This is a genomic window from Herbaspirillum lusitanum, assembly GCF_046025995.1.
GTDB lineage: Bacteria > Pseudomonadota > Gammaproteobacteria > Burkholderiales > Burkholderiaceae_D > Herbaspirillum > Herbaspirillum lusitanum_A.
In genome coordinates, this window is sequence record NZ_JAQQFM010000001.1 from 579,290 (window position 1) to 592,047 (window position 12,758).

Below are 12,758 nucleotides of genomic sequence, written 5' to 3' on the forward strand. Positions count from 1 at the left end.
TTTACCATGCAGCACGGCCTACTCTCGAAATATTGCCAGATTGAAAATACCGGCGAATTTTCTTCGTTTTGCCGGCCGGCCCTGCCTTCGCCTTTGCCGACGCCGCTGCGCGGCGCATGCGCACCCCATTCACGGCCAATACGCATTAAAAAAAGCCGCTTGAAAGCGGCTCCTTTATTCTGCGACAGAAACGCAGCAGCAAGCCATGCCGCTGCTGCTCCCGATGAATTACACGCCCGTCACGGCAAAAACGCCGGCGAAATGAAACGCAAGCCCAGCACCACATATTGCCCGCGCGTCTCGCGACCGAAGTTGTTGCCGAAGGTCAGATCGAGCTGCACTTTTTCCGGCACCAGCGAGGCGCGAATGCCGGCCTGATAGGCGGGCTTGCCCTTGTTCTCGCCGAACACTTCACCAATGAAGGACAGATTGTCCAGAATCCGCGTTTCAGTGCCGACGCCCCAGGTCAGGCGATTGCTGCCGGTCACGCCGTCATGCTTCATACCGAGATTGTTGTGCAGCAAAAATGCATCGTCGCGGAAAGAAAATGACAGCGGTATCTTGAAGTAGGTATCCCAGCCGCGCTGACGGTCATCGCCGGTGGTCTGCCGATTGACGCCGGCAATCAGACCCACGCCATAGCTGTTGGTCTCCAGCGGCTTGAACATGGTCTTGCCTTGCAACTGCGCATTGGCCGCGTACAGGCCTTGCTCGTCACGCTGCCACGAACCGCCGGCGGCGATCTCCAGATTGCCGCTGAAATTGCAGGACGGCATCAACCATCGTTCGGTGCCGTCGCGATTGAACTTGAGCCAGGTTTCAAGCTGGCATTTCTTTGCATCCAGAACCTGAGCGTCGTCGACGTTCATAGAACCGGCGGCGTGCGCCGTGCCGCAGAAAATTCCGGACATGGCAAAGCCGGCTGCAAGCGCAGCCGCGAGGAGTTTTGTTTTCATGTTGTCCTCCGTATCGAGAGGGTGGAGCCAGAGTAGAACCAGTGAGGAGTAGGACTGCGCTAACTGGTAATCGGTGAGGGATTCAGTGTCCGTATGGAGGACGAGGGAAAACTCCCTGAATCGGACGTGATGCTAGCACCGGCTTCCGAACGCGAGCAATCGAATATGGCGAGGGACAATCAATTTCCTGCGCTTCTCAGTAAAAGTGCGGCGATGGCGCAACATCTTCACGCCATCGCCGCACTTGCTTCGAAGCTGTAATCGTTTACTTCAGCAGAGCGGTGCGCGTAGCGCTCAGCCCCATCGCAGAAGAACGATCCGCCACCACCACTGCGTTGCGATCCAGCGTGAACACATTGACCAGCCGCACCAGGCTATCGGCCTGTTCCTGCAGCGATTGCGCTGCCGCCGCGGCCTGCTCCACCAGCGCCGAGTTCTGCTGCGTGGTTTCATCCATCTGCGTCACGGCGGTGCTGACCTGCTCGATGCCGGCGCTCTGCTCGCGGCTGGCGGTGGCAATCTCCTTGACCACCGTACTCACGCTCTGGATGCTGGTGACCACCTGATGCATGGTGGCGCCGGCGCGTTCCACCAGTTGCGTACCGGCACCGACCTTGCTGACCGAATCGTCGATCAGCAATTTGATTTCCTTGGCCGCCGCCGCCGAGCGTTGCGCCAGCGATCGTACTTCCGACGCCACCACCGCAAAGCCGCGACCTTGCTCGCCGGCACGTGCCGCTTCCACCGCCGCGTTCAGCGCAAGAATATTGGTCTGGAAGGCGATGCCGTCGATCACCGCAATGATGTCGACGATCTTGCGCGAGGACTCGTTGATCGACTCCATGGTCTGCACCACCTGATTGACCACCGCCCCGCCCTCTTCCGCCACCGAGGACGCCGTTGCCGCCAGTTGGCTGGCCTGCTGTGCGCTCTCGGCGTTGTGACGCACGGTCGAAGTCAGCTCTTCCATGGCCGACGCAGTTTCTTCAATCGAACCGGCCTGCTGCTCGGTGCGGCTGGACAGATCCATGTTGCCGCTGGCGATTTCATCGACCGAGACCTTGATCGAGTCGGTCGCCTGCTTGATGCCCAGCACGGTGTTGACCAGACGGTCGCGGGTATAGGCCACCGCCGCCACCAGACTATGCTCGCTGCCCTTGACCAGCGCCACGCTGCCGGTCAGGTCGCCGGCGGCAATCTTGCGTGCCATCTCGGCCGCCTCGGTCGGCTCGCCGCCGATGGAGCGAAAGATATTGCGCGACACCATGGCCGCGATCAGCGACAGCAGCACGCCCAGAATCACCAGCACGATCGCGGCCTGAATCACGGCGCGGTTGAAGTCGGCCTGCACATCGTCCAGATACACGCTGCAGATCAGATCCCAGTTCCAGGGCTTGAAGCGTTTGACGAAGCCCATCTTCGGGCTGCCCTTGTCGGGGGCGGCGCCGGGACGCGGCCACCAGTATTCGAGATAACCCTCGCCGGCGCTCGAACTGCCGGTCGCCGCGATCATCTTGTAGAGCTCATTGCCCTTGGTGTCCTTGAAATTGATCATGTCCTTGCCGTTCAGCTTGGCATTGATCGGATGCATCACGATCACCGAATCCGAACCGACCAGCGTCACATACCCGTCGCCCGAATAACGCTGATCGCGCACGCGCTCGATGGCGGCCTTCTTGGCGTCTTCGGTGGACATCTTGCCCTCGGCGGCCAGCTTGGCGTAGCCGTTGACGATGGAATACGACATCTCGGTCACATCCAGCAAGGCATGCTGGCGTTCGGCGATCTGCAGATCGCGGGTCTGATAGGCATGCCACAGGGAAAGTGCAAACAGCGCCACCAGGGAAAAGATGAGGGGCAACCAGAGTTTTTTCTTGAGCGAGAGATTATTCATGGGCGAAATTCATCGTTAATTTAAATGGGTCCGACATCACGGAGCCCGGGCCTCCCCCAGCTCCGCGTCGACGACAGAAACTCAAGCCATTGCTGCCACTTCAATTAACGGTGCGCGCCTTCGCTTCTAAAGAGCAAGTGCAGGTCTTCATTGAAATATTTTTAGATTCAAGAGGATGTTTCCCGAGAGCTGGGAACAGCCTGCCCGCATTCTGAGAGCAGGCCTGGGAATTCGTCATCACGAGATAGCATAGCGGCAACATATTTCCAAGTGGAAACCGGATTCGGGGCGATCGGCGTTCAAGGCCCGCTGCGCGTGCGGCGCCGCTGCCGACGATGGTCATCCAACAGCTTCTTTGAGACTTTTCTCATATAAATGCGAAGTCAAAAAACTCACAATGGCTTCACTGCCTGAGCACACAAAGAAACGAGCCGGGCGCCACATTCACTATCAAGGGAAATCATCATGAAGAAAATCACGCTGCTGTCCACCGTCGCTGCAACGGCATTTGCCATGTTCACTTGCGCTGCTTACGCCGCAGACACCGCTGAACTGAAGGTCAAAGGCGTGATCAAGCCGGCCGCCTGCACTCCCAGCTTTTCCGGCGGCGGCGTGATCGACTACGGCGTCATCCCGGCCAGTTCGCTCAAGGCCGATGCCTACACCACGCTGCCGACCAAAGAAGTGAATCTCAGCATCACTTGCGACGCCGCCGTCAAAGTGGCATTCAAGGCAAAGGACAATCGCGCAAATTCCGTCGTCAGCGGCATCGTTTCCGAAGCTGAAGCCAATTTCGGTCTGGGCACCGTGGCCGGCAAGAACGTAGGCGGCTACATCATCAACATCTCGCGCGCCTCCACCGTCGACGGCGCGGCGGCCAACAACATCTATTCGCTGGATTCCGGCAAGAGCTGGAGCAATGGCGCCGGCAACGTCTGGAACAACGGCGCCCTGTTCGGCTTCAGCACCGGCAGCCAGCCGATGAGCACCAAGCAGCTCAATGCCAAGCTGAACGTCACCACGGTGCTCAACAAGCCGGCCAACCTGCCGCTGACTCAGGAAGTCCCGCTGGATGGCTCGGCCACATTTGAAGTGATCTATCTGTAAGCGATCACTCAGGTTTCATGGTGGTACCTTGCCCGCCTCTTGCATGAGGCGGGCTTTTTTTATGTTGAGAAGTGTCACACCAGAACTGCCGCCAGCCTTGACTGGCGGCGAGCCTTCAATTCAGCAGACAGCGCTGCACAGCTTCAGCGCTTCTTGGGCCGCGCCGGATCCGGCAGGCCGCATTTGAGAAATTCGCCGCGCCCGATGCGGGCATCGAATTGACCCTCGTTCCACACCACCTCGCCGCGCGACAGCGTGGTCACCGGCCAGCCGGTCACCTGCATGCCTTCGTACGGTGTGTAATCGACGTCGTGATGCAGCAGGTCGTTGCTGATGGTCACATCCTTGTGCGGATCCCAGATGGCGATGTCGGCATCGGCGCCAATCGCGATGGTGCCCTTGCGCGGATACAGGCCATACATCTTGGCCGGGTCGGTCGCGGTCAGCGCGACGAAGCGGTTGAGATCGATGCGTCCCTTGCCTACGCCCTCCGAGAACAACAGCGGCAGACGCGTTTCCAGACCCGGCGTGCCGTTGGGGATATAGCGGAACGGCACTTCCTTGCCGCCCGGTTTCTTGCCCTGCGGATCTTCGTAGCGGAACGGTGCGTGGTCGGATGAAAACACCGTGAACAGGCCATCGGCCAGACCATCCCACACGTATTGCTGATTTTCCTTGTCGCGCGGCGGCGGGCTGCACACGCATTTGGCGCCGTGGTAACCATCCTGATCCAGATCATCGGCGCTCAGCACCAGATATTGCGGGCAAGTCTCGGCATAGATGCGCAAGCCATGGCCATGCGCCCAGCGGATCTGCTCGATCGCTTCCTTGCCGGACACGTGCACGATCAGAATCGGCACATCCACCAGCTCGGAAATCGCGATGGCGCGATGCGTGGCTTCGCGTTCCACCAGCATCGGACGTGAGTGGCCATGATATTTCGGCGCGCTCAGGCCGGCGGCTTCCAGCTGCTCGGTCAGCCAGCTGATGCAGTCGGCATTCTCGGCATGAATCATCGCCATCGCGCCTTCACGTCGCGCCACCGCCAGCAGATCGAGAATCTGACGGTCATTGAGCTTCATGTCGTCATAGGTCATGTAGATCTTGAACGAGGTATAGCCTTCGCGTATCAGTTGCGGCAATTCCTCCTTCAAGACCTTCTCGGTCGGGTCGCTGATGATCATGTGGAAGGCGTAATCGACCACCGCCTTGCCCTCGGCCCGACGGTGATAATCCTCCACCGCTGCGCGCAGCGACTGGCCGCGCGCCTGCGCTGCAAACGGAATCACCGTCGTCGTACCGCCGCAAGCCGCCGAGATGGTGCCGCTGCGAAAATCATCGGCCATCTTCAGGCCCTCTTCCATCGGCTGATCGAGGTGGCAATGCGCATCCACGCCGCCCGGCAGCACCAGCTTGCCGGCCGCATCGATCTCACGCTTGCCGGCCGGCAGACCGCGCCCCAGCATCGCCACCTTGCCATCCTTGATGCCGACATCGCACTGCATGATGTCGGAAGCCGTGGCCACGGTGCCGTTGCGTATCACTACATCGAATTGTTCCATGTTGTTTCCTGATCAGAATCTGAATCTGCAAATGCCGAACGACGAAGCAGTTTTTAAGAGGCTTTCCGCTGGCACCGGGCGTCGCCAATAAGACAGCGCTGGCAAGGCGCGCCGACGCAGACAGCACGCATGTGCGGCAAGGAGAAGCAACGCCGCCAGCGCTGTCTTATTGGCGACGCCCCACGTTACTTGATGTCGCGGAAGAGGGATCCCCAGTTGCGTATGCGCGAAGGATCAGCGCCCGCCTGCCGCAGCGACTTCCACACCACCGTCGAGATGGTGTCGTAGATCGGAATGCCGATTTCGCGCTCCAGCTCTTCCACCAGCGGCGCGCCGCGCAGATTGGTGCAGAAGATGGTGATGGCCTGCGGTTTGTCTTTGGCGACTTCGCGCACCATCGCCCGCAGTTCATCGGCGCCGACTTCGGAGAAGGAGAAATTGTCCTGCTTGCGCAGGTGGCGTTCCGATACGCACGCGTAACCGGCACCGGCATAGTTCTTGATGATGGCGGCCTGCACGTTGTCCAGATACGGCGTCACCAGGCCGAAGCGCTTGACGCCGGTGATGTCAAAGATTTCATTGAGCGCCAGCACCGAGGTGCAGGCCGGGATGCCGGTGGCCTCGGTGATGCGCTGGCACAGACGCTCGTCGGCGTCAAAACCGAGCCAGCCCGACGAGGTGCCGTTCCAGCCTATGCTCTGCACCTTGGCGTGCGACAGCAACTCGGCGGCGCGCAGGATTTCGCTGTCGTCGAACTGCGCCAGCGCTTGGTTCGACAAGGCGATCTCGGTCACACGGAAGCGGCCGAAGTGCGCACTGGCTTCCGGGATGTCGGCGATCATGGCGGTGGTCACCGGCTCCAGCGTGGTGTTGGAAGACGGCGTCAGCATGCCGAGCAATGTACGTTGGGTCATGTCTTTTCCTTTTCAGTAATCCGGCGCCGTTCAGGCCGCCAGTTTGACAGCATCGGCCTGCGCCAGCGCCGACTCTTCGCGGATCAGGCTGAGCACGTGGCGCTTGTATTGATTGAATTCGGCAGTGGTGGTGTCGCGCGGGCGTGGCAGATCGATGTCGATCAGATCGCGGATGCGGCCGGGACGATGCGTCATCACCGCCACCTTGGTGGCCAGGATCAGCGCTTCGTCCACGCTGTGCGTGACGAATACGATGGTGCCTTCGTAGCGCTGCCACAGCGCCACCAGTTCTTCCTGCATTTCCATCTTGGTCTGGGCATCAAGCGCCGCGAAGGGCTCGTCCATCAGAATCACCGACGGATTCTGCAGCAGCGCACGGGCGATGCCGACGCGCTGCGCCATGCCGCCCGAGAGCTCGGAGGGAAAGTGATTTTCAAAGCCCTTGAGCTTGACGGTGTCGATGAAAGGCTGCGCCGCGGCGCGCCGTTCGGCCGCGCTCTTGCCTTGCAGCTTGAGCGAGAACGCGACGTTGTCCCACACCGGCAGCCAGGGCATCAGATTGGCCTGCTGGAACACCATGCCGCGATCGGCGCCGGGGCCGGCGATGGATTTCCCTGCCACCTTGACCTCGCCCGAGGTCGGGAACTCAAAGCCGGCGATCATGTTCAGCAGCGTCGACTTGCCGCAACCGGAAGGGCCGAGCAGGCAGAGAAATTCCTTCTTCTCCAGCTTCAGCGTAACGTTGTCGATCGCCAGCATGTCCGTGCCACGCTTGCGGTCCTTGAACACCTTGACGATGTTGTTGAGTTCGATAAAAGCCATGATGATTTCCTTTTCGATGGAGTCTGCAGGCTCAGGCCTTGTGGCTCTGCACGGTGGCGACATGCTGCCAGCGCAGCACCGAGTTCATGATCATTTTCAGCAGCAGGTCGGCCAGATAGCCGAGCAGGCCGATGCTGATCATGGCGGCAATCACCAGGTCATAGCGCAGGAAATAATACGAGTCCCACAGCACATAGCCGAGGCCGCTCTTGACCGCCACCATTTCGGCGGTCACGGTCAGCATCCAGGCGCTGCCGATGCCGATGCGCAGACCGGCGAAGATGCTCGGCATGGCGGCCGGCAAGATCACGAAGCGCAGCAGCTGACTCTGTCTGGCGCCGGCCATGGCTGCGGCCCGCAGCAGATTGCGGTCGGCGGTTTTGACGCCGTGCACGGTATTCATCAGGATAGGGAAAAACGCGCCGAGGAAGACCAGGAAAATCGCCGGCTTGTTGGCAATCCCGAACCAGATGATCGCCAGCGGAATCCATGACACCGGCGGAATCGGACGCAGCATCTGCACCGTCGGCTCGATGGCGCGCTCGACCCAGCGCCACCAGCCGATCGCCACACCCAGCGCAATGCCGAGCACCGCGGCAATCGCATAGCCGGTGAACACGCGCATGCAACTGGCCATGGCATCGAAAATCCATTTGCCGCTATTGTCCTGCGCCGACTCGTTCAGCCCGAACATCCAGTCCATCCAGGTATTGAACACGCGCGAGGGCGCAGGCAGCAATGAAGCCGGGATCACGCCTGAACGGGAGAATGCCTCCCAGAACAGCAACAGAAGAATCGGAACCGTAAAGCGCCACTTGGCATCCGACAGGGTACGCATCAAACCATTCATCGTGATCTCCCGCATCAATAGCCGAGTTCGGTCTTGGGCTTCTTGGTGACATCCATCAGGAAGCTGTAGTCCATGTTCTTGTCCACCTGCGCCGAGACGTCGGTCGACACATATTTCAGATCCTTCATCATGCCGGCGATGGCCTTGGTCTGGGTGCGATACATGCGGTAGTCGGGATAGGCATTGTTGAGCGCCTCGGTGGCGACCTTCTGATCCAGACCGGTGCCCTTGACGATGCTGGCGACCCAGGCTTGCTTGTCCTTCTGCAGGCTGTCCACCAGACGCACCACGGCGGCCACGGTTTCCTTCACTTCAGCCGGATGTTCCTTGATGACGTCGGAGCGGGTCACGATCAGATTGGTCAGACGGCCGGCGGCCTGATCATAAGGAAACGCGAAATGCTTGCCGACGCCGGTCATGCGGATTTGCGAGGCAAACGGCTCAACCGAGCAGATCAGCTCGACTTCGCCGCGCGAGAGCGCAGCGGCGTGATCGGAAGGATTCGGAATATTGATGAACTGCACGTCCTTGGAAGGATCGATGCCGTGCTTGGCCAGCTCGCCGCGCATGTGCAGATCCTGTGCATTGCCGCGCGAAGCCGCGATGCGGAAAGGCTTGCCCTGCGCCTTGTATTCCGCCACCAGTTTCTTCAGACCGTCCCAGTCGTCGGCCGCCAGCTTGCTGTCCTTGCCCAGCAGCATTTCGGAACCGCCATTGACCTGACCGGACACCGCCACCAGATCGAAGCCTTTATCCAGACCGCTGACGAAGGCCAGATAAGTCACCTGGGCGATGTCCACGCTCTTGGAGACCAGCGCCGTCAGCGCATCGCTGCCGGCGGTGAAATTGATGCCTTCGATATCGACGTTTTGCGCCAGACCCGGCACCAGCGACATCGACATGCAATGCGCACACTTGGCATAGGCCAGCTTGAACTTGGGCTTGGATTGCGCTGCAGCGCCGCTGCTCAGCGCCAGGCCTGCAGTCAGCGCGACCGCCACCGCCATCAGGCGCAGAGGGGACTTCCGTACTTGTTTTTGCATCGTGCTTCTCCCTTAGATAAACGACTTCACCAATGACATCACATATATTGTGACAATTTAATTTTTACATTGCCACAATGTATGCAATAGGTGTGCCAGCTTGGGTGACATTTTTAAAAATTCGCAGGAAAAGGCGATTTTTCATAGGGAAGCAGCGATTCGGAGGGGTGCCGTATGGCGCCAGGAAGAGTCTGTTGCACGCAGGAAAGCCGGATCGATATGGTGCAAACGGCGAAAATCGCCCCAGACAAGTGCGGCAAAATAATTTAGAAATGTGGAGAAATATTTTGTTGATTGTGACAATATATCGCCACAAAATACGCCACACGCCCGACACCATCTTCGACAGAGACAGCATGAGCACCGCCACCAACAGCAGCAAGCCCGGCCGCAAGAAAGCCATCGCCAAACCCGAAAACAGTCCCTTGCCGGGTCAGGCCATCAGCGCGCGGCCGCTGGCCGGCGACGTGATCTACGAACGCATCCTGACGTCGATCATGGAGCACCGCCTGACGCCCGGCACCAAGCTGGTCGAAGAAAAACTGGCCGGCATCTTCAACGTCACTCGCACCCGCGTGCGCGAAGTGCTGGCGCGTCTGAGCCACGAAGGCCTGATCACCACCATTCCCAATCGCGGCGCCTTCATCGCCAGCCCGACGCCGAGCGAAGCGCGCGCCATCTTTGCCGCGCGCCGTCTGATCGAGCCGGCGCTGCTGCGCCATCTGTGCGAACACACGCAAGCCGAACACATCGCACAGTTGCGCGCGCATGTGGCGCTGGAAGCGCAGGCGCGCGAAGCCAACGACCGCCGCGCCATCATCCGTCTGTCCGGCGAATTCCACATCCGCATCGCCGACATGGTGGACAACCCGGTGATGAGCAAGATGATGCGCGAACTGGCCTCGCTGACCTGTTTGATCATCGTGCTGTACGACTCGCCGACGGTGCCGGCCTGCACCCACGACGAGCATGGCGACATCATCGACGCCATCGCCGCCGGCCAGGCCGAAGCTGCGGTGGCCTCGATGATCGAACATCTGAACCACATCGAAGAAGTGCTCGACATGTCGACGCCGCCGAGCGAAGACGAAGATCTGGAAGCGCTGCTGGGCGTAGTCTGATGTTCGAGGCGGCATACGCGAAGGGCATCCGCCCTGCTTGCGCATGAAAAGATCAGGCCGCCGGACGAGACGTGCTCAGCGCGCTAAGATGTCGCATAAAAACCGACAACGGAGACAAGCATGAGCACTGCACCGGATCATCAGTCCGCCCCTATCCCCATCTTGCTGCGCGAAGATCATGAGGGCGTTGTCACGCTCACACTCAATCGTCCGCAGCAATTCAATGCCTTGTCCGAAGCCATGCTGGAGGCGCTGCAGACCCAGCTCGATGCACTGGCGCAGGATGAGCAGCTGCGCTGCGTGATCCTGGCCGCTGCAGGCAAGGCTTTCTGCGCCGGCCATGACTTGCGCGAGATGCGCGCCACGCCGCAGCTGGATTATTACCAGGATCTGTTCCGCCGTTGCAGCAAGGTAATGCAGAGTATCCAGAATCTGCCGGTGCCGGTGATCGCGCGCGTGCAGGGCATCGCCACTGCGGCCGGCTGCCAGCTGGTGGGCAGTTGCGATCTGGCGGTGGCATCCGAAGAGGCGCGCTTTGCAGTGTCCGGCATCAACGTCGGCCTGTTCTGCGCCACGCCCTCGGTGGCCTTGACGCGCAATGTGTCCATCAAGCGCGCCTTCGAGATGCTGGTCACCGGCAAATTCATCGATGCCGCCACCGCCGCAGACTGGGGCCTGATCAATCGCGCTGTGCCGGAACAAGAACTGGACAGCGCCATCGCCGTGCTGAGCGCCCAGATCGTCGCCAGGAGCCCGACCGCCATCCGCTACGGCAAGGCCATGGTCTACCGGCAGAAACAGATGTCGCTGGGCGACGCCTACGACTACGCCGCCGATGTCATGGCGCGCAACATCATGGAACACGATGCCGGCGAAGGCATTGATGCCTTCCTCGAAAAACGCGCGCCGAGATGGGCGCCCAAATAGCCACAAAGATAGACACCGCCGGCGGCATGTTCTGTATGTGATGTGCTCACGCATTCCGTGTATTTCATCTGCAGTTTTTACGTTCTGTTAACGCCGGCCGTCAATACTTTTACCGGATTTAAACGCGCCGCTGCTTAAGCTGACTGCTCCTCAAACCATGGAGCAAAACAAGATGAGCAGCATGCGCAGCAACACAGAACAACAAGATCAGCCACTCGAACCCGGTCGCCTGAAGCGCGCGCAATGTGCGGGAATGGCCACACTGGCAGGCGCGGCGCTGGCGCTGGCCTGCGTACTCGCCACCGCACCGGCTCAGGCGCAAGGCCAGGCTGACAGCGCTGCGGCCGGCAACGACGAAATCCCGGCGCTGCATCTGAGCGGCAATATCGGCGTGGCCAGTCAATACATCTTTCGCGGCCTGACGCAGACCAACGGCAAGCTGGCGCTGCAAGGCGGCTTCGACGTGAATCACGACAGCGGCCTGTATGCCGGCGTCTGGATGTCCAACGTCAGCTGGATCAGCGACACCAATCCGGCCGCCTCGGCCAGCCTCGAGGCCGATCTCTACGCCGGCTGGAAACCGGCGCTGACAGACTGGCTCACGGGCGACATCGGTGTGCTGCATTACGCCTATCCCGGCAGCTATCCCGACGGCATGACCAAGCCGGACACCAATGAACTCTATCTCGGGCTGGACGCCAAGTGGATCAGCCTGCGCTATTCCTACAGCCTGGGGAATACCTTCGGCGCGGCCGACACCAGCGGCACCAGCTATACCGACCTCAGCCTGAATCATGCATTGTTCGCCGGCATCAACGGCCTGGCCCACATCGGCCGCCAGCGCTACACCGGCGCCAGCGCCTCGACCCTGTCGTACACCGACTGGAAGCTGGGCCTGACGCGCGATTTCTCCGGCTACCTGATCGGCCTGGCCTATACCGGCAGCAACGCATCCGATGCCGGTTACACGCTCAAGGGCAAGAACATCGGCCGCAGCCAGGTGGTGCTGTCCCTGAACAAGAGCTTCTGAACACATCACAGCTAAGCCGAGGCGCGGCCGCATGCGCCCGGCCGTGCTCTGTGCCACGCCATCCACCATCGATCATTCGCCGGGAGCCCGTCATGTCTGTCCACCAGCAACATGAACACCGCACGCATCCACTCCATCCGCTCTCACCGCGTCATCTTTTTCTGCGCACCGGCCGCCGTCGCTACTATCGCTGCGGCCTGGCGGCCCTATTGCTGCTGGCCATGCTGGGCGGCGTCTGCACGCACGCCGGCGCGGTGGTGCCGTATCGCGCACCGGACGATATAGGACCCTCGCCGCTGGCGCGCCAGCATCTTGAGTCATGCCGCAACAATGCAGCTGCGGCGGCGTCCTTGCGGGTGTCGGATATCGAAAGCGAGAGTTTCAGCAACCGCAACGAGCGCGAATACTATCGCTTCGTATTGCGCGAAGGCCGTAGAGAAATTCTGGTGATCTGCGATGCTGCGACCGCTGTGATCCGGCGTCAGATCGATATCTGGGGGGAGCTTTAGCTTCCGCACCCGTGCTCCATGAA

Annotated in this window: 12 protein-coding genes; 5 read left to right on the forward strand and 7 right to left on the reverse strand. The window is 60.4% G+C overall.

Features of this window, described 5'->3' with window-relative positions; genetic code table 11:
• Positions 1-239: 239 nt before the first annotated feature.
• Entirely contained in the window at positions 240-956 is a 717-nt protein-coding gene (locus PQR62_RS02620) for a PA4824 family protein (protein ID WP_408154477.1), read from the reverse strand.
• 265 nt (positions 957-1,221) lie between these two features.
• Positions 1,222-2,850, reverse strand: a complete 1,629-nt coding sequence (locus PQR62_RS02625; protein WP_408154479.1) for a methyl-accepting chemotaxis protein — start codon at positions 2,848-2,850, stop codon at positions 1,222-1,224.
• A 465-nt stretch (positions 2,851-3,315) separates the two neighbouring features.
• On the opposite strand from PQR62_RS02625, the gene PQR62_RS02630 reads away from it, so the two are divergent.
• The gene (locus PQR62_RS02630) at positions 3,316-3,957 is read left to right on the forward strand and encodes a DUF1120 domain-containing protein (RefSeq protein ID WP_408154481.1); all 642 of its coding nucleotides are present in this window, start codon (positions 3,316-3,318) and stop codon (positions 3,955-3,957) included.
• A 143-nt stretch (positions 3,958-4,100) separates the two neighbouring features.
• On the opposite strand, the gene hydA is transcribed toward PQR62_RS02630, so the two are convergent.
• The 5 genes from hydA to PQR62_RS02655 form a co-directional block, all read right to left on the reverse strand.
• A complete protein-coding gene (hydA, locus tag PQR62_RS02635) occupies positions 4,101-5,519 on the reverse strand; it encodes a dihydropyrimidinase (protein ID WP_408154483.1) in 1,419 nt (472 codons plus the stop codon).
• A 185-nt stretch (positions 5,520-5,704) separates the two neighbouring features.
• Entirely contained in the window at positions 5,705-6,433 is a 729-nt protein-coding gene (locus PQR62_RS02640; RefSeq protein ID WP_408154485.1) for a maleate cis-trans isomerase family protein, read from the reverse strand.
• Positions 6,434-6,463: 30 nt separating this feature from the next.
• Positions 6,464-7,255 (reverse strand): ABC transporter ATP-binding protein, encoded by a 792-nt coding sequence (locus PQR62_RS02645; RefSeq protein ID WP_408154487.1) that lies wholly within the window; start codon positions 7,253-7,255, stop codon positions 6,464-6,466.
• Between the two features lie 31 nt (positions 7,256-7,286).
• Complete coding sequence (locus PQR62_RS02650) at positions 7,287-8,105, reverse strand: ABC transporter permease (RefSeq protein ID WP_408154489.1); 819 nt, start codon at positions 8,103-8,105, stop codon at positions 7,287-7,289.
• A gap of 14 nt (positions 8,106-8,119) precedes the next feature.
• Complete coding sequence (locus PQR62_RS02655) at positions 8,120-9,148, reverse strand: ABC transporter substrate-binding protein (protein WP_408154491.1); 1,029 nt, start codon at positions 9,146-9,148, stop codon at positions 8,120-8,122.
• Positions 9,149-9,504: 356 nt separating this feature from the next.
• Between PQR62_RS02655 and PQR62_RS02660 the strand changes: the two genes are divergently transcribed.
• The 4 genes from PQR62_RS02660 to PQR62_RS02675 all read left to right on the forward strand — a co-directional run bounded on the left by PQR62_RS02660 (position 9,505) and on the right by PQR62_RS02675 (position 12,735).
• A complete protein-coding gene (locus PQR62_RS02660; protein ID WP_408154493.1) occupies positions 9,505-10,269 on the forward strand; it encodes a GntR family transcriptional regulator in 765 nt (254 codons plus the stop codon).
• Positions 10,270-10,389: 120 nt separating this feature from the next.
• Complete coding sequence (locus tag PQR62_RS02665) at positions 10,390-11,196, forward strand: enoyl-CoA hydratase (protein WP_408154495.1); 807 nt, start codon at positions 10,390-10,392, stop codon at positions 11,194-11,196.
• Positions 11,197-11,449: 253 nt separating this feature from the next.
• Positions 11,450-12,226, forward strand: a complete 777-nt coding sequence (locus tag PQR62_RS02670) for a TorF family putative porin (RefSeq protein WP_408154497.1) — start codon at positions 11,450-11,452, stop codon at positions 12,224-12,226.
• A gap of 92 nt (positions 12,227-12,318) precedes the next feature.
• Positions 12,319-12,735 (forward strand): hypothetical protein, encoded by a 417-nt coding sequence (locus PQR62_RS02675; RefSeq protein WP_408154499.1) that lies wholly within the window; start codon positions 12,319-12,321, stop codon positions 12,733-12,735.
• Positions 12,736-12,758 lie beyond the last annotated feature (23 nt).